25 protein-coding genes and 1 riboswitch are annotated in these 25,838 nt (G+C 59.4%); of the genes, 8 read left to right on the top strand and 17 right to left on the bottom strand.

The genetic code is table 11. The features are described 5' to 3' along the window. Positions 1–40: 40 nt before the first annotated feature. Positions 41–270, bottom strand: a riboswitch (cobalamin riboswitch). A gap of 164 nt (positions 271–434) precedes the next feature. Both ACOYXI_RS27725 and ACOYXI_RS27720 read left to right on the top strand, forming a co-directional pair. After that, complete coding sequence (locus ACOYXI_RS27725; protein WP_096797405.1) at positions 435–1,019, top strand: hypothetical protein; 585 nt, start codon at positions 435–437, stop codon at positions 1,017–1,019. Between the two features lie 66 nt (positions 1,020–1,085). Continuing rightward, the gene (locus tag ACOYXI_RS27720; RefSeq protein ID WP_461675526.1) at positions 1,086–2,399 is read left to right on the top strand and encodes a PQQ-dependent sugar dehydrogenase; all 1,314 of its coding nucleotides are present in this window, start codon (positions 1,086–1,088) and stop codon (positions 2,397–2,399) included. Between the two features lie 129 nt (positions 2,400–2,528). On the opposite strand, the gene ACOYXI_RS27715 is transcribed toward ACOYXI_RS27720, so the two are convergent. From ACOYXI_RS27715 to ACOYXI_RS27695, 5 genes are all read right to left on the bottom strand, one after another. Next, positions 2,529–3,065, bottom strand: a complete 537-nt coding sequence (locus tag ACOYXI_RS27715; RefSeq protein WP_027614054.1) for a C40 family peptidase — start codon at positions 3,063–3,065, stop codon at positions 2,529–2,531. Between the two features lie 220 nt (positions 3,066–3,285). Next, entirely contained in the window at positions 3,286–3,900 is a 615-nt protein-coding gene (locus ACOYXI_RS27710; RefSeq protein ID WP_007962885.1) for a C40 family peptidase, read from the bottom strand. A gap of 225 nt (positions 3,901–4,125) precedes the next feature. Continuing rightward, a complete protein-coding gene (gene hda / locus ACOYXI_RS27705; protein WP_221732191.1) occupies positions 4,126–4,830 on the bottom strand; it encodes a DnaA regulatory inactivator Hda in 705 nt (234 codons plus the stop codon). Between the two features lie 219 nt (positions 4,831–5,049). Next, a complete protein-coding gene (locus ACOYXI_RS27700; RefSeq protein WP_461675525.1) occupies positions 5,050–6,123 on the bottom strand; it encodes an AI-2E family transporter in 1,074 nt (357 codons plus the stop codon). Between the two features lie 31 nt (positions 6,124–6,154). After that, positions 6,155–7,213: a DUF2066 domain-containing protein gene (locus tag ACOYXI_RS27695; protein ID WP_461675524.1), complete on the bottom strand. Its 1,059-nt coding sequence runs from the start codon at positions 7,211–7,213 to the stop codon at positions 6,155–6,157. A gap of 374 nt (positions 7,214–7,587) precedes the next feature. Here ACOYXI_RS27695 and purM point away from each other — a divergent pair, with 374 nt between their 5' ends. Genes purM through ACOYXI_RS27680 form a run of 3 tightly spaced genes read left to right on the top strand, consistent with a single transcriptional unit; the run spans position 7,588 to position 10,018 of the window. Next, positions 7,588–8,646: a phosphoribosylformylglycinamidine cyclo-ligase gene (gene purM, locus ACOYXI_RS27690; protein ID WP_027614051.1), complete on the top strand. Its 1,059-nt coding sequence runs from the start codon at positions 7,588–7,590 to the stop codon at positions 8,644–8,646. Further along, a complete protein-coding gene (purN, locus tag ACOYXI_RS27685) occupies positions 8,646–9,296 on the top strand; it encodes a phosphoribosylglycinamide formyltransferase (protein WP_047600250.1) in 651 nt (216 codons plus the stop codon). The genes purM and purN overlap by 1 nt, the downstream gene beginning before the upstream one ends. An 8-nt stretch (positions 9,297–9,304) precedes the next feature. Continuing rightward, on the top strand, positions 9,305–10,018 hold the full coding sequence (locus ACOYXI_RS27680; RefSeq protein ID WP_027614049.1) for a DUF3108 domain-containing protein: 714 nt from the start codon (positions 9,305–9,307) through the stop codon (positions 10,016–10,018). Between the two features lie 193 nt (positions 10,019–10,211). Here the strand turns inward: ACOYXI_RS27680 and ACOYXI_RS27675 are convergent, their stop codons facing one another. Both ACOYXI_RS27675 and ACOYXI_RS27670 read right to left on the bottom strand, forming a co-directional pair. After that, positions 10,212–11,837, bottom strand: coding sequence for a methyl-accepting chemotaxis protein (locus ACOYXI_RS27675; RefSeq protein ID WP_461675523.1), 1,626 nt, complete (start codon positions 11,835–11,837; stop codon positions 10,212–10,214). 138 nt (positions 11,838–11,975) lie between these two features. Next, positions 11,976–13,022: an amidohydrolase family protein gene (locus tag ACOYXI_RS27670; protein WP_461675522.1), complete on the bottom strand. Its 1,047-nt coding sequence runs from the start codon at positions 13,020–13,022 to the stop codon at positions 11,976–11,978. A 130-nt stretch (positions 13,023–13,152) separates the two neighbouring features. Here ACOYXI_RS27670 and ACOYXI_RS27665 point away from each other — a divergent pair, with 130 nt between their 5' ends. Continuing rightward, the gene (locus ACOYXI_RS27665; RefSeq protein ID WP_098968490.1) at positions 13,153–13,569 is read left to right on the top strand and encodes an OsmC family protein; all 417 of its coding nucleotides are present in this window, start codon (positions 13,153–13,155) and stop codon (positions 13,567–13,569) included. A 61-nt stretch (positions 13,570–13,630) separates the two neighbouring features. Beyond that, positions 13,631–14,497: a pirin family protein gene (locus ACOYXI_RS27660; protein WP_210559139.1), complete on the top strand. Its 867-nt coding sequence runs from the start codon at positions 13,631–13,633 to the stop codon at positions 14,495–14,497. A gap of 202 nt (positions 14,498–14,699) precedes the next feature. Here the strand turns inward: ACOYXI_RS27660 and ACOYXI_RS27655 are convergent, their stop codons facing one another. The 4 genes from ACOYXI_RS27655 to ACOYXI_RS27640 form a co-directional block, all read right to left on the bottom strand. Next, the gene (locus ACOYXI_RS27655; RefSeq protein ID WP_098967877.1) at positions 14,700–15,428 is read right to left on the bottom strand and encodes a dienelactone hydrolase family protein; all 729 of its coding nucleotides are present in this window, start codon (positions 15,426–15,428) and stop codon (positions 14,700–14,702) included. Between the two features lie 68 nt (positions 15,429–15,496). Further along, positions 15,497–17,401 (bottom strand): molecular chaperone HtpG, encoded by a 1,905-nt coding sequence (htpG, locus tag ACOYXI_RS27650; protein WP_047600274.1) that lies wholly within the window; start codon positions 17,399–17,401, stop codon positions 15,497–15,499. Between the two features lie 82 nt (positions 17,402–17,483). Further along, on the bottom strand, positions 17,484–17,936 hold the full coding sequence (locus ACOYXI_RS27645) for a PaaI family thioesterase (protein WP_064586638.1): 453 nt from the start codon (positions 17,934–17,936) through the stop codon (positions 17,484–17,486). Then, on the bottom strand, positions 17,933–18,409 hold the full coding sequence (locus tag ACOYXI_RS27640; protein WP_098967875.1) for a PaaI family thioesterase: 477 nt from the start codon (positions 18,407–18,409) through the stop codon (positions 17,933–17,935). The genes ACOYXI_RS27645 and ACOYXI_RS27640 overlap by 4 nt, the downstream gene beginning before the upstream one ends. Positions 18,410–18,567: 158 nt before the next feature. On the opposite strand from ACOYXI_RS27640, the gene ACOYXI_RS27635 reads away from it, so the two are divergent. Next, positions 18,568–18,804, top strand: coding sequence for a hypothetical protein (locus ACOYXI_RS27635; RefSeq protein ID WP_007962865.1), 237 nt, complete (start codon positions 18,568–18,570; stop codon positions 18,802–18,804). A gap of 88 nt (positions 18,805–18,892) precedes the next feature. Here the strand turns inward: ACOYXI_RS27635 and ACOYXI_RS27630 are convergent, their stop codons facing one another. From ACOYXI_RS27630 to lpdA, 6 genes are all read right to left on the bottom strand, one after another. Continuing rightward, positions 18,893–19,294 (bottom strand): MAPEG family protein, encoded by a 402-nt coding sequence (locus ACOYXI_RS27630; protein ID WP_258679001.1) that lies wholly within the window; start codon positions 19,292–19,294, stop codon positions 18,893–18,895. Continuing rightward, entirely contained in the window at positions 19,294–20,031 is a 738-nt protein-coding gene (locus ACOYXI_RS27625) for a DUF599 domain-containing protein (RefSeq protein ID WP_027614039.1), read from the bottom strand. The genes ACOYXI_RS27630 and ACOYXI_RS27625 overlap by 1 nt, the downstream gene beginning before the upstream one ends. A 256-nt stretch (positions 20,032–20,287) precedes the next feature. Continuing rightward, positions 20,288–21,601, bottom strand: a complete 1,314-nt coding sequence (gene brnQ / locus ACOYXI_RS27620; protein ID WP_027614038.1) for a branched-chain amino acid transport system II carrier protein — start codon at positions 21,599–21,601, stop codon at positions 20,288–20,290. 482 nt (positions 21,602–22,083) lie between these two features. Continuing rightward, positions 22,084–22,965 carry a succinate--CoA ligase subunit alpha gene (gene sucD, locus ACOYXI_RS27615; protein ID WP_003223019.1) on the bottom strand — a complete coding sequence of 294 codons (882 nt, stop codon included), beginning with the start codon at positions 22,963–22,965 and terminating at the stop codon, positions 22,084–22,086. Next, a complete protein-coding gene (gene sucC / locus ACOYXI_RS27610; protein WP_003223015.1) occupies positions 22,965–24,131 on the bottom strand; it encodes an ADP-forming succinate--CoA ligase subunit beta in 1,167 nt (388 codons plus the stop codon). Before sucC ends, sucD begins: the two co-directional genes overlap by 1 nt. Positions 24,132–24,331: 200 nt before the next feature. Then, complete coding sequence (gene lpdA / locus ACOYXI_RS27605; RefSeq protein WP_461675521.1) at positions 24,332–25,768, bottom strand: dihydrolipoyl dehydrogenase; 1,437 nt, start codon at positions 25,766–25,768, stop codon at positions 24,332–24,334. Positions 25,769–25,838: the final 70 nt, after the last annotated feature.

The following is a 25,838-nucleotide window of genomic DNA, read 5'->3' as shown; positions in this document are numbered from 1 at the left end:
CAAGAATAGACGGCAAAAAGCCTGGCATCGCCCACCGTGATGCCGCTGGATGGATCAGGCCGGTCTCCGGGCTCATGAGCGGCGAATCGCCTGACTGCGCGCCTTCCCGCGTCGTCGACACAGTGGCTCAATGCACAGTTTTCACTCATTTACCGTTGCGGGGGCAGCGCCGGGATCGTGATCGTGCTTCGCCTGAAGACAACCCTCACCGGCTTCCCTGTTTCACTCTGTCGACACGCGTCACAGAGCACCTGAAACAAGCCGCGAAGGTTAGAGGGTTGGGGGTGGAGCGTCAATTAAAGAGGGGGCCGTCGGGCGAATAACTGCCGTCGATCAATTATCTGACGCCAATCTTGTGCCACACTGAGACAAGTGATATCAAAGAGCCATGCTTTTGATTGAAAAAGCACATCACAACAATAAGGATGATGACGATGCAAGGCATGATCATCAGCAACCCGCGCCTGGAATTCCTGCGCCCGATGCTTGAACGCTGGTTTGACTGTATCGACCGCTACAACGCTGTACGCGGCGACAACGACACCCCTTACTGGCATGACGAGAAAGCCAATCTCGGCTTGCTCTCCGCGGCAGCCTGGATGGCCGAGCTGGTGACACTTTGTGATACCTCGACCCGAAAGCAGAACGAGGAAGGCGAACGCAATGCCCGCGCCGATCTGTTCATCGCCGGCGCCGAAGACCGCGCCTACCTTCAGGCCACCCAGCGCTGGCCACGGGTCAACAACCTTAATCTGACCCAGGCCCTGCTGGACATCACCAGCGACGCCAAACGCATCAGTTTTGCCAGCGACCTCAAGCTCGGTTGCCTGTTCGTCGCCCCGCAAAAAGCCCAACACAGCGCCAGCCCCGAAGAGTTGCAGGACATGGTCGACGACCTGCAAAAGGAACATTGCTGCGCAGTGGCCTGGTATTTCCCCTACGCCTACCGCAAGTTGCGCAGCGAAGCGGGCAACTATCACCCGGGCATCGCCGTGCTGTTCAAAGAGGCCCGCGGTTGAGCGGTTGAACCATCGGGTGCGCACACTCCTCTATGATTAGGCATGCATTCATAGGGAAGATCAGTAATGCGCAAAACCCAACTCGCTCTCGTCATCGCCCTCGCCGGAGGGCTCGCCGCCTGTGGTGAATCCTCCAGCCTGCAAGTTTCCGACGGCACCGGCCCGTCACCGAAACTGCCCGAACCGAACAAAACCCTGATCCCGACGGTGAACATCGCCCCGGCGATCGGCTGGCCCGCCGGCGGCAAACCGACCGCCGCAGCCGGCACGCAGGTCGCAGCATTCGCCGAAGGCCTCGATCATCCGCGCTGGCTCTACGTGCTGCCCAACGGTGACGTGCTGGTGGCGGAAACCAACGCTCCGCCCAAGCCTGACGACAGCAGCGGCATTCGTGGCTGGGTGATGAAGAAAGTCATGGGCAAGGCCGGCGCTGGTGTGCCGAGCCCGAACCGCATCACCCTGTTGCGCGACGCCGACCACGACGGCGTGGCCGAGACCCGCACGGTGTTTCTGCAAAACCTCAATTCGCCGTTTGGCATGACCCTGGTCGGTAACGATTTGTACGTCGCTGACACCGATCGCCTGCTGCGCTTCCACTACGAATCCGGCGCGACCGAGATCAAGACGCAGCCGATCAAAGTCACCGATCTGCCGGGCGGCACGCTGAACCATCACTGGACCAAAAACGTCATCGCCAGCAAGGACGGCAGCAAGCTGTACGTCACTGTCGGCTCGAACAGCAACGTCGGCGAGAATGGTCTGGATAAAGAAGAAGGTCGCGCCGCGATCTGGGAAGTCGATCGCGCCACCGGCAACCACCGGATCTTCGCCTCGGGCATCCGCAACCCCAACGGCCTGGCGTGGGAGCCCACGACAGGCGCGCTGTGGACAGCGGTCAATGAGCGTGACGAAATCGGCAGTGACCTGGTGCCGGACTACATCACCTCGGTCAAGGACGGTGGCTTCTATGGCTGGCCCTTCAGCTATTACGGTCAGCACGTGGATGTGCGAGTTAAGCCGCAAAATCTGGATCTGGTGGCCAAAGCCATCGCCCCGGACTACGCCGTTGGCCCGCACACCGCCTCGCTGGGCCTGACGTTCGCCGATGGCAACAGCCTGCCGGCGCAATTCAAGGAGGGCGCCTTCATCGGCCAGCACGGCTCGTGGAACCGCAAACCGCACAGTGGCTACAAGGTGATTTTCGTACCGTTCGCCGCCGGCAAGCCGAACGGAGCACCGGTGGATGTGCTGACCGGTTTCCTCGACAAGGACGAAAACGCACTTGGCCGCCCGGTGGGCGTGGTGATCGACCAGCAAGGTGGTTTGCTGGTGGCGGATGATGTGGGGAACAAGGTGTGGCGGGTGTCGTCCGCTAAATAAATCAGGGCCCGACACATAACAAATGTGGGAGCGGGCTTGCTCGCGAAAGCGTCAGGTCATTCAACATCATGGGTGAATGACACACCGCATTCGCGAGCAAGCCCGCTCCCACATTTAGATTTTCAGCGTTTACGGGTTATGCGCCAGATGCTCCGGCTGCAACACCCGCTTGGCACTCAGGTACGCCTTCTGCCAGTACGCCTTCGACAGACTGTCCAGCTTCACCGTGCCGCCGGTGGCCGGCGCGTGCACGAAGCGCCCTTCGCCGACGTAGATTCCCGCATGGCTGACCTGCGAGCCGCCATTGGTGGCGAAGAAGATCAGGTCGCCGGTCTGCAAACCCTCTTTGCCGACATTCGGCGCCTGCATCACGATCATCTCGCGCGTCGAACGCGGCAAAGAGATACCGGCAGCATCGCGGTAGACGAAACCGATCAGGCCACTGCAATCGAACCCGGAATCCGGTGTGTTGCCGCCCCAGCGATAAGGTGTGCCAACCAGGCCCAGCGCGCGAAACAGCACGTCTTCAGCAGCCGGCGAAAAAGCCTGGGAAGGCCCGAACACCACCGGGGCGCGTACCACGGGAGCAGGCGGCGGAGTGCGGCTGGCGCAGGCGCTGAGCAGCGCTGCGAAGAAAATCACTGTGAGGCGGGCCGACATCGTCATAAGCAGAACATCCTGATCTGGCTGCGGCTTTCTCTGCCGAATGGACAGAAACAAAACCGCCTGCGGAGCACGCAGGCGGTTTGCCATCAATATAGATACAGGATTCTAGCGGCTACGCGGCAAACTTCAAGTAAGACTTTAACTTCACCTTGTAAAGTCTAGGTCTACTCCCTTGCCGGGCACCGTTTTTGTCGCCACGGACGTGGCGACAACGGGGGAATTACTTGCGAGCGGTGACCACGGTCGGAGCCATCGCGAGGGCGCGCTTGGCTTCGATGAAGGTCTTGCTCCAGTAGCTGTCACCCAGGCTGTCGATGCGAACACCGCCGCTGCGACGACTGCTGGAGTGGATGAACTGATTGTCACCCAGGTAGATCCCGGCGTGGCTCACACGACCGCGACGACCATTGGTGGCGAAGAACAGCAGATCGCCCGGCTCAAGGTTGCCGCGCGAGACCAGAGGCGCATCGACGTTGATCATTTCACGGGTGGAGCGCGGCAGATTCATGCCGGCTTCTTCGCGGAACAGATAACCGATGAAACCGCTGCAGTCGAAGCCGGCTTCAGAGGTACCGCCGAAACGGTAACGGGTACCGATCAGGGACATGCCGCGTTCAAGGATGCTGTCGGCCAGAACCGGGAGCTCGTACGGCTTCTTGTTGAAGTCCGAGAGTTCTTTTTCGGTGTCCAGCTCTTCCTGGTAAATAACGGAAGACTGGGCAGTGGCAGAATTTTTAACCTGCTGAGGCTGCTCTTGAACTGGAGAATGAGCAGCGCAACCGAACAACAGGGTGACGAGTGCGAGAGGCACGAGGGGTGCGAAGCGATTTAGCATGGGCACGACCGTGGCTGAAGTTGTAAAGAAGCCGAGACTATGCCCGCTATCGGCCTCATTTGCAAATTCAATCGATCTTTTTGTGACTTCCCGGTTTCTCGTTTACATCTAAGCGCTTAAGCCCATTTGACTCGATACGCGGTCTGCATACGTTGCGGAAACGCGGATTTTCTGGCGCCTGAAATATGTCGAAACGCGGTCAAAGCCGCGTATTTCAAGGGCTGGCTACCAGCCAAGGGTTTCTTTCAGGAACGGAATCGTCAGCTTGCGTTGCGCCTGCAACGAGGCCTGATCCAGCTGTTCGAGCAGGTCGAACAATGCACTCATGCTGCGGGTGCCGCGAGTCAGAATAAAGTGCCCGACTTCATCGGTCAGATGCAGACCGCGACGCGACGCGCGCAATTGCAGGGCACGCAATTTGTCTTCATCGGAGAGCGGACGCATCTGGAAGATCAGCGCCAGGGTCAGGCGCGATTTGAGGTCAGCCAGCTTCACCGGCAGCTCGCGCGGCGAGGTTGAAGCGGCAATCAGCAAACGTCGACCGCTGTCACGCAGGCGGTTGAACAGATGAAACATCGCCTCTTCCCAGTCCGGCTTGCCGGCAATCACCTGCAAGTCATCCAGGCAGACCAGTTCGTACTGCTCAAGGTTGTCGAGGATTTCGACACCACGATCCATCAGCTCGGCCAGCGGCAGATACACCGCCGGTTCACCCATCTGCTCGAAACGCAGACATGCCGCCTGCAAAAGATGCGTACGCCCTACCCCATGCTTGCCCCACAGGTAGATGAGGCTTTCGGTCCAGCCGGCGTCGGCTTCGCATAGGCGCTCGACATAGCCGAGTGCAGCGGCATTGGCGCCTGGGTAGTAGTTTATGAAGGTGGCGTCGTCACGCAGACGCACACCTAGGGGCAGCTGAATCGGTTTCATGCTGACTGAACAGTTCTCAAGGAACCGTTAGTGGCCTCTGTGTAAAGTTTGCGAAGTTTATACCCGTGAAGCTGAGCGCACAATGCGACAGACCCCAAGCAAAATCAAAGGTTTGCGTTAACACGCTGGTTTTATGACAGTTTCTCTGACGCGGTATCGAAACACCCCGCCGCAAAACACGGGCCAACCCGGCACAATGCCGGGCCGCCCGTGATCGGATTACAACTCGGGATCATCTGCCCCGCTGTAAATATCCGAGTCCTTGTACAAATCGTGCACGTGACGCACCAGCACCATGATCACCGCCGCCACCGGCAATGCCAGCAGCACACCGGTAAAGCCGAACAGCTCGCCGCCGGCCAGGATCGCGAAGATCACCGCCACCGGATGCAGGCCGATCCGGTCGCCGACCAGCAGCGGCGTCAGCACCATGCCTTCCAGCGCCTGCCCGACCATGAACACCGCAACGATGCCGATCATCGGGTACAGGTCGCCACCGAACTGGAACAGCCCGGCAATCAGCGCCGCGCCAATACCGATCACAAAACCCATGTACGGCACGATTGCCGCGAGGCCTGCGATCAGGCCGATCAACAGCCCCAGTTCCAGACCAATAATCATCAGGCCCGCTGCGTAGATCACGCCCAGCGCCAGCATCACCAGCAGTTGCCCGCGCACGAAAGCGCCGAGCACTTCGTGGCACTCACCGGCGAGCGAGACGATGGTTTCTTCACGATCACGCGGCAACAGGCTGCGGATCTTGGCCATCATCACGTCCCAGTCGCGCAGCAGATAAAAACTCACCACTGGAATCAGCACCAGATTCGCCAGCCAGCCGATCAGCGCCAGACTCGAGGCCGTCGCCTGACTCAGCACCACACCGACGATGTCAGTGGTCTGCCCCATGTGTTCGCTGATCGCCGCCTTGACCTTGTCGAACTTCCAGAAGCCGTCAGACAGGCCCAGCTTCGATTGCGCCCACGGCAGCGCCGTGTGCTGCAGCCAGTCAAGCATTTGCGGCGCCAACTCATACAAACGCACCAACTGCTTGGCAAGCATCGGCACCAGCACCAACAGCAACGTGGTGACGATCAGAGTGAACAAGGCGAACACCGCGATCACACCCCAGGTTCGCGACAAACCGAGTTTCTCCAACCGATCCACCAGCGGATCGAACAGATACGCCAGCAGCAACGCCACCAGAAACGGCGTGAGGATCGGATGCAGCAACCACACAAACGCGCAAAGCAGGACTACCCCACCGAGCCAGAACCAACGCCGCGTATCGGCCATGTATCACTCCTGCTTCTATATAAGGAAAGACTTACCAGCGAAACCGCAACGAAGGCGCTACCGGTGCAGGCGCCTGAGCCGCAACAGGCGCTGCACCTGCCACCGCTGGCTGCGGCGCTGCCACTGGCGTCGGTGCTTCGGCCGGCAACTCCTGCAACTTCGCCAACGACAATTGCGAGCGCAACTGATCGGCACTGCCGTTGACCCGATACACGATGCGATCACCATCGACACTTTGCAGACGCACACCGAAGGGTTCGAGTAACCGCAGCAGCGTGGCGTAATGCTCAAGATTCATGCCCTGCACTTCCAGAGTCTGTTGGCCCGAAGCGCCAGGCTTGGCGACAAAGCGCGGCGCCAGACGCTCGGCCACCGCCAGCATCACGGCATCGGCCACGGCAGCCTGATCGGCGCCCTGCACACTGCCGGCCTCTTTCTGATCGCCCAGCCACAGATGCCACTTGGCCTGCCACTGCCCGCCCTCTTCGTGCGCATGTACCGCCAGCAACGCATCCGCGCCGTAACGCTCCGAAGCGCCGCGCAATGGCGCGGGATCGGTGCCATCCAGCACTGGCGCGGTAGCCACCAGTTGCTCACTCAGATCCGCTAGCGGCAGACGCAGCGGCAAGCCGCGATGCTGAGCCGCAGAACGCAATGGTGCAGCCGCTGCCTGACCGTCGCCGACCAGGCTCGAACCTTCAGTCGAATCGTTCAGCCACCAGCTCAGAATCGACGGCCGACTCGCCCCCCACAATGACAGCCCGGCGCGACGCAGCGCCTGCTCGGTGGTGGCCGGATCGAAATCGACCTTGAGCACCTCCGGCGGCCCGGCATCGAAACCGAACTGACTGATGATCTGCTGCGGATCCTTGCGAATCGCTGCCAGCCCCGGATTCTGCGGAGCCTTGGGGTCACCGGTCAGGCGCAACACCAGCGTATCCAGTGCCGCCTGAGTGGCGCGATCACGCTCTTCCGGCGCCTGGCTGCTGACCGGCTGGCGCACTTGATAGAGACCCTTGAGGTTTTCGGCATGACTCGCCAGGCTGACCAACGACAAACAACCCACAACCAACAATTTACAAAAACGCATGGAAAATTCCCGTCGACAGGAGCGGCTGGAACAGGCCGCGTGAACCGGTTAAGCAAGGCTGTGACAATCTGCCATCGCAAAACATTCACACGCTAGCGGTAAGTTTTTGCACAGTGATAACGATAGACGGTTAATCGGCACACCTTATACAGGCAGCCGCCCGGCACAATTGCAAAAAATTTCAGTCGATTATGCCCCTGCCCGTCGGCGCGAGGATGGCCGCTGCCCCTCAAGCCTGATAAAATCGCGCGCCTTCGCAGACCGGCAACAGCCGGGCACCCCGAAATTCGCGTAAGGCCATCGCCCTCTCGATTTCGATGTTCCCGCTGAACTCGGTCGTTACCCCTGAATCCCCTCCCCTAAAGGCCTGGATCATGAGCAAGCAACCCTCCCTGAGCTACAAGGACGCCGGTGTAGACATCGACGCCGGTGAAGCATTGGTCGAACGCATCAAGAGCGTCGCCAAGCGCACTGCGCGCCCGGAAGTCATGGGCGGCCTGGGCGGTTTCGGCGCCCTCTGCGAGATCCCGGCCGGTTACAAACAGCCGGTGCTGGTTTCCGGTACTGATGGCGTCGGCACCAAGCTGCGCCTGGCGCTGAACCTGAACAAGCATGACAGCATCGGCCAGGACCTGGTCGCCATGTGCGTCAACGATCTGGTGGTGTGCGGCGCAGAACCGCTGTTCTTCCTCGACTACTACGCCACGGGCAAGCTGAACGTCGACGTAGCTGCCACCGTGGTCACCGGTATCGGTGCAGGCTGCGAACTGGCTGGCTGCTCCCTGGTCGGCGGCGAAACCGCTGAAATGCCTGGCATGTACGAAGGCGAAGACTACGATCTGGCCGGCTTCTGCGTCGGCGTCGTGGAAAAAGCCGAAATCATCGACGGCTCGAAAGTCGCCACCGGTGATGCGCTGATCGCCCTGCCATCGTCCGGCCCGCACTCCAACGGCTACTCGCTGATCCGCAAGATCATCGAAGTGTCGGGTGCCGACATTGAAACCGTTCAGCTCGACGGCAAGCCACTGACCGAACTGCTGATGGCCCCGACCCGCATCTACGTGAAGCCGCTGCTCAAGCTGATCAAAGACACCGGCGCGGTCAAAGCCATGGCCCACATCACCGGTGGCGGCCTGCTGGACAACATTCCGCGCGTTCTGCCAAAAGGCGCTCAGGCCGTGGTTGACGTGGCCAGCTGGACTCGCCCGGCGGTCTTCGACTGGCTGCAAGAGAAAGGCAACGTCGACGAGACCGAAATGCACCGCGTACTGAACTGCGGCGTGGGCATGGTGATCTGCGTGGCTCAGGAGCACGTTGAAGTGGCCCTGAACACCCTGCGTGACGCCGGCGAACAGCCTTGGGTCATCGGCCAGATCGCTGCCGCTGCCGAAGGCGCTGCCCAGGTTGATCTGCAGAACCTTAAGGCTCATTAATGTCCGCAACCTGTGATGTCGTGGTGCTGTTGTCCGGCACCGGCAGTAACTTGCAGGCTCTGATCGACAGCACGCGGACCGGCGACAGCCCGGTCCGCATCGCTGCGGTGATTTCCAACCGCGCCGACGCCTATGGCCTGCAACGCGCCAGTGACGCGGGTATCGCCACCCGCTCGCTGGATCACAAGGCTTTCGAAGGTCGCGAGGCCTTCGATGCTGCCCTGATCGAACTGATCGACGAATTCAAACCAAAACTCGTGGTACTGGCCGGCTTCATGCGTATTCTCAGCGCTGATTTCGTGCGCCACTATCAGGGTCGTCTGCTCAATATCCACCCGTCGCTGCTGCCCAAATACAAAGGGTTACACACTCATCAGCGCGCGCTCGAGGCCGGCGATGCGGAGCACGGCTGCTCCGTGCACTTCGTCACCGAGGAACTCGATGGTGGACCACTGGTCGTACAGGCAGTAATACCGGTAGAGTTGCACGACACGCCGCAGACACTTGCGCAGCGAGTGCATGTCCAGGAACACCTGATCTATCCGATGGCTGTACGCTGGTTTGCCGAAGGCCGACTGGCACTCGGTGAGCAAGGTGCTTTACTGGATGGCCAGTTACTCGCGGCCAGCGGCCACTTGATTCGACACTAGGAGATTTTATGCGTCGCGCCCTGCTCTTCGCTTGCGCTCTGCTCGCCCTGCCTTTCGCGCAGGCGGCAGACCTTCAACCGTTCTCCGCCAGCTACACCGCCGACTGGAAACAGTTGCCCATGAGCGGCACCGCCGAACGCAGCCTGACCAAGGAAGCCAACGGCGTCTGGAAACTCAGCTTCAAAGCGTCGATGATGATCGCCAGCCTGACCGAAGAAAGCACGCTGACCCTGGACAAGGACACCCTGCTGCCACAGTCCTACCACTTCGAACGTGGTGGTCTGGGCAAAGCAAAAAAGGCTGATCTGGACTTCGACTGGAACAGCAAGATGGTCACCGGCACTGACCGGGGCGACGCGGTGAAGATCCCGCTGAACCGTGGCATGGTCGACAAGTCGACCTATCAACTGGCGCTGCAGCACGACGTCGCCTCCGGCAAAAAGACCATGAGCTATCAGGTGGTCGACGACGGTGAAGTCGACACCTATGACTTCCGTGTATTGGGTGCCGAGAAAGTCGACACCAAGGCCGGCAAGATCGATGCAATCAAGGTCGAGCGCGTGCGTGACCCGACACAAAGCAAGCGCATCACTGTGCTGTGGTTCGCCAAGGACTGGGATTACCTGCTGGTCCGCCTGCAACAGGTTGAAACCGACGGCAAGGAGTACAACATCATGCTCCAGGACGGCACGGTCAACGGCAAAACCGTTAAAGGCAGCTGATCTGCCGCTACAACGGAAAGCCCCGCAGATGCGGGGCTTTTTTGTGCCTGCGATTCCCAGGCGACACACAAATACTGTGGGAGCGGGCTTGCTCGCGAAGGCGGCCTGCCAGCTAACGAAGATGTATCTGATACAACACCTTCGCGAGCAAGCCCGCTCCCACAGGGGGTGAGTGCAATCGTCAAGGGTCAGCTCAGACCGAAAATCTGGCCACCATATTGTTCAAATCCACCGCCAGCCGCGACAACTCCTGGCTTGCCGCACTGGTCTGATTTGCCCCCGCCGACGTCTGCATCGCCAGATCGCGGATGTTCATCAGGTTGCGGTCCACCTCCCGCGCCACCGCTGCCTGCTCCTCCGAGGCGCTGGCGATCACCAGGTTGCGCTCGTTGATCAAGGTGAACGCCGAGGCAATTTCCTCCAGCGCCAAACCCGCAGCCTTGGCCAGTTCCAGAGTCGAATTGGCGCGGACGCTGCTCTGTTGCATCGAACTGACCGCCGAATCGGTGCCCTGCTGGATGCCACCGATCATCTGCTCGATTTCCTGGGTCGATTGCTGGGTGCGATGGGCCAGCGCCCGCACCTCATCGGCCACCACCGCGAAGCCACGCCCGGCATCCCCGGCCCGCGCCGCCTCAATCGCTGCGTTCAGTGCCAGCAGATTGGTCTGCTCGGCAATCGAGCGGATCACGTCGAGCACTTTGCTGATGCCGTGAACCTTCTGCGCCAGATCCTCGACCTGCGTTGCATTGGACGTGACGTCGTCAGCCAGGGACTGGATCGAAGTCACCGTCTGGTTGACCTGCTCGCGCCCATGCTGGGCAATCCGGTCAGACTCGCGCGACGCCTCGGAAGTCGCCACGGCGTTGCTCGCGACCTCTTCCACGGCAGCGGTCATCTGATTGACCGCCGTGGCGGCCTGCTCGATCTCCAGGCTTTGCTGGTGCAGCCCGCGCGTGGCGTCCTCGGTGACGCAACTCAGTTCCTCCGAGGCCGACGCCAACTGGCTGGACGATTCGGAAATCTGCCGAATGGTGTCGCGCAGGTTGTGCTGCATGCTTTTCAGCGCCTGCAGCAGCCGCGCCGGTTCGTCCTTGCCGGAGATGTTGATATCGCCCGTCAGATCACCGCCGGCCACCACTTCCGCCACGCCCAGTGATTGCGCCAGCGGCAGGACGATGCTGCGGGTCAGCAACAACGCCAGACCGATGGTGATCAATGCGGTAATGCCAATCATCACCCCGACCCACACCCGCGAATTGATGAAAACCAGGCGCGCGGCTTCGGTGGCAAGGTTGGCGTTGTGCTTGTTCAGCTCGACCAGCTCCTTCAGGGTGACCGCCATGTCGTCGGCCAACGGGCTCATTTCACCGTTGAGAATCGCCGCCGCCTCCTCCACCCGATTCTGTGCGGACAACTGCATGACCTGCGCCTGAAACTCCAGGTACTGGTGCTCGGCAACCTTGAAGCGGTCGAACAACTTGCGCTCCTCGGGCAGCACGATCAACACGTCATAGCGTTGTTGGGCTTCGCTCAAGACACCGCGCAGGTCATTGAGCTTGGCGACATTCTGCGCCAGCGCCTGCGGGTCACGATTGAGCAGCAGGCGCATGGTCAGCGCACGCAGGCGCAACATGTCCTGACTCATCTCGCCGACCGCCATCACGCTCGGCAGCCAGTTGTTGTCGACCTCATCAGACTGGGCGCGCATGTTCGCCATTTGCAGCAGGGCGAACGCCCCGAGGGCAAACACCATCAGCGCCAACACACCAAAACCCAGGCCGGCTCGCGGCGCGATATTGAGACTACGGATGCTCATGACTCTGGTTCCTTCCAAAAGCGCTGCATCAACCCTGCAGCTGGTTGCTTTAGAAGGTATCGGCCCGGCGAAAATTTGCGTAAGACCAAAAGGTGATATCAAAACGCCTCGATACTTCGAACCCTCGGCATTAACGATTCAGCGCGGTTTCCCGGACTTTGCCGCTGTTCGCGGCAATATCGCCAGGAAGTTATCCCGGGCGACCTTACGCGCAATTTCTTCAGGCAAGGCATCAAGGAACGGCGTGAAGCTGCGCATTTCCTGACCGAGCTTGGTGAAACGGCCTACAACATCCGAGCCGATCATGAATCGATCAGGGTATTTCTCGACCAAGGCCAGCCATTCCGCACGCGGCTTGCCCTGCTCGTCCAGCAGGTACGGTGTGAGCATGCTCCACGACAGATCGATGTACAGATTCGGATAAGCCTCAAGCATCCGACTCACCGTCGGTAGGAGGAATTTCAGTTGCGTCTGGTGCCGATGAATTTCCGCGCTGGTGCCGGCGTGCGCCCAGATGAACCGGGTGTGCGGGTGATTACGCAGGGGTTCTTCGATTTCCTTCAAGTACAGCGGATTTTTCTCACGCTTGGAGGTGATGTTGGAATGCAGCATCACTGGCAGATCGTTTTCGGCAGCCAGGTGATAAATCCGCTTCATCGCCTCGTTATTGGCCCGTGGCGTGTCGCCGGCGGTCAACGCCGTCAAGTCATCATGGCGGGTGAACACTTCACCAATGCCCTGCCACAGCCCCGGATACAGATCGAGCATGCGCTGAATGTGTGCGGCGGAGTTCTTGTCGTTGGGGTTGAAGCCTGAAAGGAACGGATGAAAGTGCTGACGCTGCTCCGGAGTCAGCTTTTGCACGGCATCGGCAACGATCACATCGGTGGCGCTGTACCAGTAGGCATCGGCATCATCGCCGGCGTAATAGCGCGGACGCTTGGGTTCGTCCTCGTGCCATTTCTTCGCCACGGGAATACCGGAAATCATCACATGGTCGATGGAATTGTCCTGCATGGCCGTGAGCAATTTCGCCATGCCGGCGGTTTCCTGGAAGAAGTCCACGTAGTGCAAGTGCGCATCGCTGTAGGTGTAATCGCGGGCGCTGGCGCTACCGGCGAATGCCAGCAGGCAGGCAAGACTCAAACGAAACAAGGACACAAGTAATCTCCGGCAGGTAGGCATAGCCTAGACCCTGAGCCGATGACAAGGGTTCATCCTGCAGGAAAGTGGAACGCGGCTCTGTAGGAATGCTCTATAACTGCAAGGTCCTTTTTTGATCGCACGACTTTTTCCTACTGCCAGTGAGGTTGCCATGACTGTTACCGTCAATACCGTCTCCGCCGAAGGTTTTCGTCACACCGTACAGATCGATGACCACGAATTGTTTGCCGACGTGCCGAAGTCTGCTGGCGGCGAGGGCTCGGCCCCCGAGCCACACGACTACTTCGACGCCGCGCTCGGTGCCTGCAAGGCACTGACCCTGAAGATGTACGCAAAGAAGAAAGACATCCCGCTGACCGGCGTGGGTGTCGAGGTCAAACGCGACAACAGCGAAGAGCAGAAAGGCAAATACGCCCTGCACGTGACGCTTACCCTCAAGGGCGTCCTCAACGATGCCCAGCGTGAAGAGTTACTGCGCGTGGCTGATCGCTGCCCGATCCACAAACTGATGACTACCACCGACGTCAGCATCGAAACCCACGCCCCACAAGGCTTCGACAGCCAGTAATCACCCTCTTGCCAGCGGCGGGTTATGCTTCTGGCATCACCCGCTCAGCCTGGAATGCACCATGGATACGCAACCACTGATCATCCGCCCGCGCGCCGAAGACGTCGAAGGCCAGCCGATCCTGCGCCCGCTGCCGTCAGCCAAATGCCGCGGCATCGGGCCTTTCGTGTTTTTCGACCACATGCTCGAAACGGTTTATCCGACGGGCAAAGGCATGAACATCCGACAGCATCCGCACATTGGTCTGTCGACCCTGACCTACCTGTTCGAAGGGCAAATCCAGCACAAGGACAGCCTCGGCTCCGATCAGGTGGTCAGTGCTGGCGATGTCAGCTGGATGACCGCGGGCAGTGCGATTGCCCACGTCGAGCGCACGCCCGAGCCGCTGTGGGAGCAAAGCTTCACCATGCACGGCTTGCAGATCTGGCTGGCCTCGCCCAAGGATCACGAGCAAGGTCCGGGACATTACAGCCATCACCCGGCGGCAACCTTGCCGGTCAGCGATAACCTTGGTGTGCAGATCCGGATGATCGCCGGGTCAGGCTTTTGCCTGGAATCGCCGGTGCCGGTGCTTTCTCCTACGCTGTACGCCGAAGTAAAGATGCAGACCGCAACCACTTTGCTGATCCCGACCGAGCACGAAGAACGCGCGATTTATGTGCTGAGTGGCGATGCGCAGTTGAATGGCGAGCCCCTCGAACCCCATGCGCTGGCGGTGTTGCCGGCCGGGGAACAGATGAGCCTGTTTGCCGAGGGTGATGTACACGCGGTGGTGTTTGGCGGCGCGCCGCTGGACGGGCCTCGGCGGATCAACTGGAATTTTGTCGCGAGCGATCCGGCGGCGATCGATGAGGCACGGCACAAGTGGGCGGCCGGGGATTGGCCGACGGTGCCGGGGGAAGTGGAGCGGATTGAATTGCCGCGTTAAGTCTTTACCCTCACCCCAGCCCTCTCCCGGTGGGAGAGGGAGCCGACCGAGGTATCTGGCGTCATACATCGACCTGAAAAATCCTGGCGATTATGGATTCACTAAGGCACTTTCAGGTCGGCGTAATCCTTGAGCATCCCCCGATCGGTCCCCTCTCCCTTAGGGAGAGGGTTAGGGTGAGGGGCTTTTAGCTTTCCAGGCTTCAGGCTTTGAACACTTCATCCAGCAAATCATGCATCGACTTGAACGCACGCTTGGCGGTCTTCGCGTCGTACATCATCTTGCCCGGCACATTGGCATGTGGATCGGTGAACGAGTGCACCGCACCGCCATAGCTGAGCAACTGCCAATCGACCTTCGCCGCGTTCATTTCATCTTCGAACGCCGGCAATTGCTCCTTCGGCACCAGCGGGTCGGAGGCACCGTGCAGCACCAGCACCGAGCCCTTGATGTTCTTTGCGTCCGCCGGGTTCGGCGAATCGAGCGTGCCATGGAACGACACCACAGCCTTCACCGGCGCACCGGTACGGGCCAGATCCAGCGCACAGCAACCACCAAAGCAGAAACCGAACACCGCAAGCTTCGAGGTATCGACCGCTGCCTCGCCCTGCTTCTGCAACTGCTCGAACGCTGCCTGCATGCGCTTGCGCAGCAGTGCACGATCGTTCTTCAGCGGCATCATCGCCGCGCCGGCCTCGTCAGCGTTCTGCGGACGTACTGCCTGGCCATACACGTCAGCAATCAACACCACGTAGCCCTTGGCCGCGACCGACTTGGCGATCTCCTCCGCACCGGCGCTGACACCCATCCAGTTCGGCGCCATCAGCAGGCCCGGGCGCGCGCCCTTGTGCTCGGCGTCGAACGCCAGACGACCTTCATAGGGCTGGCCATCCAGCTGATAGACCACGGAACGTACAGTAACTTGGCTCATTTCTGACTCCTGATTAGTTAAACACCAGAATGAAAAAACCCGCCGAAGCGGGTTTTTCTACAACGTGATCAAGCTGACAGTTCAACCAGCAGCTTGTTCAGACGGGTCACGTAAGCGGCCGGGTCTTTCAAGCTTTCGCCAGCCGCCAGGGCGGCCTGATCGAAGAGGATGTGCGACAGGTCGCCAAAACGCCCTTCGTTCTGCTCGCCGTCGAGTTTCTCGATCAGCGGGTGACTCGGGTTGAATTCGAAAATCGGCTTCGACTCCGGCACTTTCTGTCCGCTGGCTTCGAGGATCTGGCGCATTTGCAGGCCCAGGTCCTGTTCGCCGATGGCCAGAATGGCTGGCGAATCGGTCAGACGATGGGAAACCCGGACTTCCGCCACGGAATCGCCCAGCGCGGTTTTCAGGCGCTCGACCAGACCTTCTTTGGACTTGGCGACTTCTTCTGCAGCTTTCTTGTCCTCTTCCGAGTCCAGGTTGCCCAGATCAAGGTCACCGCGTGCCACGTCGACAAAGGTCTTGCCGTCGAATTCGCTGAGGTAGCTCATCAGCCACTCGTCGATACGGTCGGTCAGCAGCAGCACTTCGATGCCTTTTTTGCGGAAGACTTCCAGGTGCGGGCTGTTCTTGACCTGCGCGTAGGTTTCGCCGGTGAGGTAGTAGATCTTGTCCTGACCTTCCTTGGCGCGCGCCAGGTAGTCAGCCAGACCGACAACTTGCTCGCCGTCGTCACCTTGGGTCGATGCGAAACGCAGCAGACCGGCAATTTTTTCCTTGTTGGCGAAATCTTCTGCCGGGCCTTCTTTCATGACCTGACCGAAGTTTTTCCAGAAGCCCTTGTATTGCTCAGGCTCGTTCTTCGCCAGTTTTTCCAGCATGTCCAGCACGCGCTTGGTCAGCGCCGACTTCATCGAGTCGATGATCGGATCTTTCTGCAGGATTTCCCGCGACACGTTCAGCGACAGGTCGTTGGAATCGACCACGCCCTTGATGAAGCGCAGGTACAGCGGCAGGAACGACTCGGCCTGATCCATCACGAACACGCGCTGCACGTACAGCTTCAGGCCTTTTGGCGCTTCACGCTGGTACAGATCGAACGGCGCACGGGCCGGCACGTACAGCAGCGAGCTGTACTCGAGCTTGCCTTCGACTTTGTTGTGGCTCCAGGCCAGCGGATTTTCGAAGTCGTGAGCGATGTGCTTGTAGAACTCCTGGTATTCCTCGTCCTTCACTTCAGTGCGCGGACGGGTCCACAGGGCGCTGGCGCGGTTGACGGTTTCCCATTCAACGGCAGGCTTCTCTTCGCCTTCAGCGGCAGTGACTTCTTTCGGCAGTTCGATCGGCAGCGCGATGTGGTCGGAGTATTTCTTGATGATGTTGCGCAGACGCCAGCCGTCGGCGAACTCGTCTTCAGCGGACTTCAGGTGCAGGACGATGCGGGTGCCGCGCTCTGGCTTGTCGATGGTGGCGACTTCAAACTCGCCCTCGCCTTTCGACGACCAGTGCACGCCTTCGCTGGCAGGAGTGCCGGCGCGACGGCTGTACACGTCGACTTTGTCAGCCACGATGAAGGCCGAGTAGAAGCCGACACCGAACTGGCCGATCAGGTGCGAATCTTTTTTCTGATCGCCCGAGAGATTCTTCATGAAATCGGCGGTGCCCGACTTGGCGATGGTCCCCAGGTGGGTGATCACATCGTCACGGTTCATGCCGATACCGTTGTCTTCGAGGGTGACGGTCTTGGCGTCCTTGTCGAAGCTCACACGGATTTTCAGTTCAGCGCCACCTTCGAGCAACTCAGGCTTGGCCAGGGCTTCGAAGCGCAGCTTGTCGACAGCGTCAGAGGCGTTCGAGATCAATTCGCGAAGGAAGATTTCCTTGTTGGAATACAGCGAATGGATCATGAGGTGCAGCAGCTGCTTTACCTCGGTCTGGAAGCCCAGGGTTTCCTTTTGAGTTTCCACACTCATGGTCATCAAACTCCAATCAGATGGCAGTGGCCGCGATCCAGAGGGGTCGGCGGCGGGTTGTTCACTGAGTTGGGGGCAGCGTTCAGGATTTCAAGGGCTCATCAATTTTGAAATGTGCACGGGCGGTGGCAATCGGTTCGCTCTCGGTGCTTTGCCAGGCCGTGATGGCGACGTTGGCCACGCGCCGGCCCTGGCGACAGACCTGACACTTGGCCCAGGTGTCGCGAAACTGCCCGGCGCGCAGGTAATCCAGAGAGAAGTCGATGATCTTCGGCACCCCGGGCGCCCCGGTGAAGATCAGCAGATGCAACGCGGCCGCCAGCTCCATGAACCCGGCGATCACCCCGCCGTGAATGGCTGGCAATAAAGGGTTACCAATGTTGTCCTTATTCGCCGGCAGCTTGAACAGCAATTCATCACCGACTCGCGAGCATTCGACGCCGATCAGCCCGGCGTAGGGAATCATCCCCAGCAGCGGTGCGTAATCGCCCTGGGCGTGGGCCAGCAGCAATTGTTGCTTCCAGTCATCGCTCATGAGAGCTCTCCTTTGATCGTGCCGCCAAACCCGTGAGTGCCCTTCAGGCCCTTGCCCATGCGCATGAATGTGCCGACGACATGGGCGATCGGTTGCTGCGGATCATCCTGATAGGCAAAGCCGCGGGCGAAGATCACATCGGTGGTGACCCGGTAACACTGGGCAAAGCCATAGACGTCCTTGTTCGGCTCGGCGGCGTGCATGTAGTCGATACGCAGGTCCAGGGTCGGGCAGACTTCGAACTCCGCCAGCACGCACAACGTGGACATGCCGCACGCGGTGTCCATCAGCGAAGTAATGGCACCGCCGTGGATGACCCCGGTCTGTGGATTGCCGACGATTTGCGCGCTGTACGGCAACCTCACCGTCAGCCCTTCGCTGCTGGCGCTGTGTACCGTCAAACCGAGCACCTGACAATGGCGCAGGGCCGAAAGAAATCGTGTCGCGCGCTCAAAAACGGGGTTTTCAGCCATTTGATAATTACTCTCGTTAGAGCCTTGTGCCAGTAGTAGGAAATACCGCAAAAGTTCCACTAAAAAACAAACTTATATATCTGAAGGAAATGAGGAACTTAACCTTTGGCGCTGCGCTCTTAAGGCCAGTAGTTATTTTCCATAAGGAGAAACACCCCATGCGTAAGACTTTAGCTATTGCCTTGATGTTGACCGCTTCCCTCGGTCTCGCTGCCTGCGATAAAAAATCCGAGGACAAAGCTCAAGATGCCAACCAACATGCTGAGCAAGCTCAGCAAGACATGAACAAAGCTCAGGATAAAGTGAACGACGCAGCAAAAGAAAACGCCGAAGCTGCCAAAGCTCAGGCTGAATCGAATCAAGCTGCTCAGGAAGAAGCTGCCAAGAAGCAATAATTGCGACTTGATGCAGAAAGAGAAAACCCGCCAAGTGCGGGTTTTCTTTTGTCTGTGATTTTTTGTCAGTCTTGGCTTAGAGGCTTTCTTAGAGCAATACGGTTCTAAAAGTCGGACTAATCATCAGCAACAAACTGCAGATCAGGCCGATCAGCCACACCAGGCTGCGCAGGGATGGTTTATCCGCCAGGTATAACCACACGTAAAGAATTCGCGCGATCACAAAGATGATCGCCAGCGCATCGATCAACCAGCCTTGGGTTTGCGTGGTGTGCGCCATCAGCACACCCACGGCGAACAGGATGAACGCTTCGATGCAGTTCTGGTGCGCCGCCAGCGCCCGCGCGCCATAGCCGGTGAGTTGCGCCTGCTGTTGGCGCGGCAGGTGGTTGTTGTAACCGCCCTGCTCTTTCATGGCTTTACCCACCGGCATCCGCGCGATGTAAATCAACAGTGCACTGATAAACACACACCAGAACGGAATACTCATCAAGCAGCCTCTTTATTGGTTTCGGGCAATGGTGCCTCTGTAGGGGTATAGACCATCACATCCAGCACGTCGGAATGAAACTCGCGGCGGTACAACACGATGACCACCCCGGCACTCATCAACATGAACAGCCACGGGCTGACAAACCACGCCAGCATGCTCATGCCGAAGTAATAAGAACGCAGACCGAAGTTGAACTGGTTCGCCGCCATCGAAATCACCCGCGCCGCCCGCAGTGCGAACGCCTTGCGCTCCTGCTCCGAGACCTGACGCTCACCGATCATCGGCGCGGAACCGACCAGCACGGCAGCAAAGTTGTACTGACGCATGCACCAACTGAACGTGAAGAACGCATAGACGAACACCAGCGCCAGACACAGCAACTTGATCTCCGACATGCCCTGCGATGCCTGCTGCACCATCGGGATATCCGCCAGCAGCGACACGGCGCGTTCGGACGCACCGAGCACGGTGAGAATGCCGGCGAGGATGATCAGAGTGCTGGAGGCGAAGAACGAGGCGTTACGCTCCAGATTACCGATCACGCTGGCGTCGGCAATACGGTTGTCACGCAGCAGCATGCGGCGCATCCAGTCTTCGCGATACAGGTGCAGCACGCTGGCGAGGCACGCGGTGTCGCGGGCCTTCCACGACGCATAACGGGTGTAGCCGCCCCAGCAAATGACAAACCAGAGCGCGGCCAGCAGGTGGATCAGATTGGCTTGGATGAACGACATTCGTTTTCCTGTGAAGTGTGGATGCATTACCTGTAGGAGTGAGCCTGCTCGCGATTCGCTGGCACACCCGGCATTGATCCGACAGGTACGACGCCAACGCGAGCAGGCTCACTCCTACATAAAATCTGTGCAGTGCTTCGACGTTAGCTCGCGGAAAAAGACACTGCCAGACGCCCATAAAAAATGCCCCGTATCGATTGATACGGGGCATTTCTGTTTAAGCGCTGAAGACCCGCTTGTGGCGGGTCAGACAACGTCAGGCAACGGCTTCGCTGCGCTTGCCCAGCAGGCGATCGCAGACCACGGCGACCACCAGGGTCATCACGCATGGCACCAGCCACGCCAGGCCCTGCTCGCTCAGCGGCAGGTGCGACAGCTGCGACGGCATCCAGTCAGCCAGACCGGCGCCCTTGAGCGCGTCGATGGTGCCGAACAGGAACGACACCAGCATCACCGGGCCGAGGATCCGCCCGTGTTCATGCCAGAAGTCCTTGCAGAAGCTCAGAGCCACCAGAACGATGCACGGCGGGTAGATCGCGGTCAGCACCGGGATCGAGAACGCGATCAGCTTGGTCAGGCCCAGGTTGGACACCAGCAGCGAGAACGCGGCGAGGATGATCACCAGGGTCTTGTAGGACAGCGGCAGCACGCGGCTGAAGTATTCAGCGCAGGCGCAGGTCAGACCGACCGCGGTCACCAGGCACGCCAGCGAGATCAGCACCGCGAGGAAACCGCTGCCCAGCGAACCGAAGGTGTGTTGCACGTAAGCATGCAGCACCGCCGCGCCGTTAGTGGCACCGACCGCGACTTCGTGGCTGCCGGAGCCGAGGCGGAACAGGCTGATGTACACCAGCGCCAGACCGACACCGGCGATGAGGCCGGCAATGATCGCGTAACGGGTGATCAGCGCAGGCGACTCGACGCCACGGGAGCGGATCGCGTTGACGATGACGATACCGAACACCAGCGCGCCGAGGGTATCCATGGTCAGGTAACCGTTGATGAAGCCCTGGGAGAACGGTGCCGCGACGTATTCCGGCGTGGCCTGACCGATATCCCCGGCCGGCAGGGCGAACGCGGCGATGCCGAGTACCGCCAGGGCGATGATTTTCAGCGGCGCGAGGAAACGCCCCACGGTATCGAGCAGACGGCCCGGATACAGCGAGATGAAGAACACCAGCAGGAAGTACACCGAGCTGTAGAGGAACAGCGCCAGCGGGCTTTCGCCGGTCAGCGGCGCGAGACCCACTTCGAACGACACGGTCGCGGTCCGCGGGGTGGCGAACAGCGGGCCGACCGCCAGGTAGCATGCCGCGGCGAGCACACCACCGGCGATCTTGCCAATCGGGCTGCTCAGCGCATCCATCGCGCCACCGACCTTGGCCAGGGCGACGACGGTGACCACCGGCAGACCGACGGCCGTGATCAGGAAGCCCAGCGCCGCCATCCAGACATTAGGTCCGGACTGCAGGCCGACGATAGGCGGGAAAATGATGTTGCCGGCCCCGACGAACAGGGCAAATGTCATAAAGCCCAGTGCCAGGATGTCCTGACCTTTCAAAACTTTCATTAAGGAAATACCACACTACTGAATCGGAATTTAGAGGGGGATTTCCCTGTGGGGTTAGGGAAATGCTGTCAGTCCGTATAAGACTGACCCGTTTAGCGCGTTGCATGCCTTGTGGGCGGCAGACGCAAAAATGGCTGCTAGCCTAACGAATTTGTCTGACAAACGCACTGTTTGAGGGCGAACTATCCGATACACGACGTGTCTGTGTCGCGTTTACGCATCTATTTTTCCTACATGGAACTCTGTAGGTAGAGCACGAACCCTGTAGTGAGGGGATTTATCCCCGATGGGCCGAAGCAGCCCTGATTGAGAACTTGTAGCGCTTTTCGATTGGCTGGATACATCGGGTTTGGAGCCGCTTCGCAGCCCATCGGGGATAAATCCCCTCGCCACAGAAGCCCTCCTATCCCTTTAATGCCAGAAACAACAAAGGCCACCCGAAGGTGGCCTTTGTCTGGTGAAGCGTCAGTCAAGCACGAGGCTTACTTGACAGCCCAACCGGTCAGCTCGGCCAGGGCCTTGCCGATGTCTGCCAGCGAACGCACGGTTTTTACGCCTGCGTCTTGCAGCGCAGCGAATTTCTCGTCTGCAGTGCCTTTGCCGCCAGAGATGATTGCGCCAGCATGGCCCATGCGCTTGCCCGGAGGAGCAGTCACACCAGCGATGTAGGAAACAACCGGCTTGGTCACGTGTGCCTTGATGTAGGCAGCCGCTTCTTCTTCAGCCGAACCGCCGATCTCGCCGATCATCACGATCGCTTCGGTCTTCGGGTCTTCCTGGAACAGCTTCAGGATGTCGATGAAGTTCGAACCCGGGATCGGGTCACCACCGATGCCGACGCAAGTCGACTGACCGAAACCGGCGTCAGTGGTCTGCTTCACAGCTTCGTAGGTCAGGGTGCCGGAACGCGAAACGATACCGACCTTGCCTGGCAAGTGAATGTGACCTGGCATGATGCCGATCTTGCATTCGCCTGGGGTGATCACGCCTGGGCAGTTAGGGCCGATCAGGGTAACACCCAGCTCGTCGCACTTAACTTTAGCGTCCAGCATGTCCAGGGTAGGAATGCCTTCAGTGATGCAGACGATCAGCTTGATGCCGCCGAACGCTGCTTCCAGGATCGAGTCCTTGCAGAAAGGAGCCGGAACGTAGATCACGCTGGCGGTAGCGCCTGTGGCAGCAACTGCGTCTTTGACGGTGTTGAACACTGGCAGACCCAGGTGCTCGGTGCCGCCTTTGCCCGGAGTTACGCCACCAACCATCTTGGTGCCGTATTCGATGGCTTGCTGGGTGTGGAAACTACCTTGCGAACCGGTAATACCCTGGCAGATAACTTTGGTGTCTTTATTGATCAGGACGCTCATTATTTGCCCTCCGCAGCTTTGACAACTTGTTGAGCAGCGTCGGTCAGGCTGGTAGCAGCGATGATGTTCAAACCGCTTTCTGCCAGTACTTTAGCGCCCAGCTCAGCGTTGTTGCCTTCAAGGCGAACAACAACCGGGATTTTCACGCCGACTTCTTTAACGGCGCCGATGATGCCTTCGGCAATCATGTCGCAGCGAACGATGCCGCCGAAGATGTTGACCAGTACTGCAGCGACGTTGGTGTCGGACAGGATGATCTTGAAGGCTTCGGTCACGCGCTCTTTGGTAGCACCACCACCTACGTCGAGGAAGTTGGCTGGCTTGCCGCCGTGCAGGTTGACGATGTCCATGGTACCCATGGCCAGGCCGGCACCGTTGACCATGCAGCCGATGTTGCCTTCCAGGGCTACGTAGTTCAGTTCGAACTTGGCAGCGTGCGCTTCGCGCGGATCGTCTTGCGACGGATCGTGGAAAGTCTTCAGCTTAGGCTGACGGTACATGGCGTTGGCGTCGATGTTGATCTTGGCGTCCAGGCAGTGCAGATCGCCGTCAGCCTTGATCACCAGCGGGTTCACTTCCAGCAGGGCCAGATCGTGATCCTGGAACAGTTTGGCCAGACCAACGAAGATCTTGGCGAACTGGGCAACTTGCTTGCCTTCCAGACCCAGTTGGAACGCCAGCTCGCGACCCTGGAATGGCTGAGCGCCAACCAGTGGATCGATAGTGGCTTTCAGAATTTTTTCTGGAGTGTCGTGAGCGATTTTCTCGATGTCCACGCCACCTTCGGTGGAAGCCATGAACACGATGCGACGGCTCGAACGGTCAACGACAGCGCCCAGGTACAGCTCTTTAGCGATATCAGTGCACGATTCAACCAGGATCTTGGTGACTGGCTGACCATTGGCGTCAGTCTGGTAAGTCACCAGACGCTTGCCCAGCCACTGCTGTGCGAAGGCCTTGGCGTCTTCTTTGTTGCGAACCAGCTTGACGCCGCCCGCTTTACCGCGACCACCGGCGTGGACCTGGGCTTTGACAACCCACTCGCTGCCGCCGATTTTGTCGCAAGCTTCTGCTGCTGCTTCCGGGGTGTCTACTGCGTAACCAGTGGAAACTGGCAGGCCGTATTCAGCGAACAGCTGCTTACCCTGATACTCGTGAAGATTCATGCTTTTTACCGTCTTCGTTAGGTACTGCGCATTCGGCGCTGCGCTCTTGATGAGTGCCGCGCCACCTGTGACTGCTGCTTGCGTAGCCTTTCCGGATACCCGGTGCAGCTACGCAAGACTGCGTCCAGCGGACATTCCGCGGTGAGACTTGCTCGCAAGGCTCACGACGGGCCGTTACCGCCGTGGTTTCTTATTGTGTCTTAACGCTTCTTGCGGTTGGCAATGTGGATGGCGCCGCCATTCACAGCCAGAGCAGCTTCGTGCAAGGCTTCAGACAGGGTCGGATGGGAGAAAACCATCATGCCCAGGTCTTCAGCGCTGGTACCGAATTCCATACCGATCGCGCCCTGCTGAACCAGTTCTGCAGCGCTCGGGCCAATTACGTGCACGCCCAATACGCGGTCAGTCTTGGCATCAGCGATGACCTTGACGAAACCACCGGTATCGTTGGCGGCCATGGCACGGCCGGAAGCGGCGAACGGGAAGGTGCCGACGTTAACTTCAACGCCTTCGGCTTTCAAGGCCTGCTCGGTTTTGCCAACCCACGCGATTTCCGGGTGAGTATAAATAACCGAAGGGATCAGGTCATAGTTCATCTGGGCTTTGTGGCCCTTGATGCGCTCGACAACCATGATGCCCTCTTCCGAGGCCTTGTGCGCCAGCATCATGCCGCGCACCACGTCACCGATGGCGTAGACGCCCGGTACGGTGGTGGCGCAGTGATCGTCAACGTGCACGAAACCGCGCTCGTCCAGGGTCACGCCGCTGTCGGCAGCCAGCAGATCAGTGGTCACCGGACGGCGACCAACGGCTACGATCAGCTTGTCGAAAGTGATGGACTGTTCGCCGTTGGCATCGGTGTAGTTAACCACGACTTCTTCGCCGTTCACTTTCGAACCGGTTACGCGAGCGCCCAGTTTGATGTCCAGACCTTGCTTGGTCAGGGTTTTCAGCGCTTCCTTGGAAACAGCGGTGTCCGCTGCCATCAGGAAGGTGTCCAGTGCTTCGAGGACAACCACTTCGGAACCCAGACGCGACCACACCGAACCCAGTTCCAGACCGATCACGCCAGCGCCGATCACGCCCAGACGCTTAGGTACGGATTGGAATTCCAGAGCGCCAGTCGAATCGACGATGACTTTCTGATCGACCGGAGCCGGCGGAATGTCGATCGGACGCGAACCTGGAGCCAGGATGACGTTTTCGGCTTCGATGACTTCAACCGAACCGTCCGGCTTGGTGACTTCGACTTTCTTGCCAGCCAGCAGCTTGCCGTGGCCCTGGATCGAGGTAACGCCGTTGGCCTTGAACAGGGTGGCAACGCCGCCAGTCAGGTTCTTGACGATGCCAGCCTTACGGCCAACCATCGCAGCGACGTCCATTTTGACTTCGCCGGTCGAGATACCGTGAACGTTGAAGCTCTCTTTGGCTTCCTTGTACTTCCAGGAGCTGTCCAGCAGCGCCTTGGACGGAATGCAGCCGACGTTCAGGCAAGTACCGCCGAGGGCCTGTTTGCCTTCAGCGTCGGTGTACTTCTCGATGCAGGCAGTGGTGAGACCCAGCTGCGCGGCCTTGATGGCAGCTACATAGCCGCCAGGGCCGGCACCGATCACTACTACGTCAAATTTCTGCGACATTCAAAAAATCCTCTTTAGCGAAAAGCTTCAAGCCGCGCGCTGCGGGCCGTACCGCCGTTGCCGACGGTAC

It is taken from the genome of Pseudomonas sp. G3-19 (assembly GCF_054855875.1).
The sequence above is the reverse complement of the archived record's forward strand: the minus strand, read 5'-3'. Positions and strand labels throughout refer to the sequence as shown.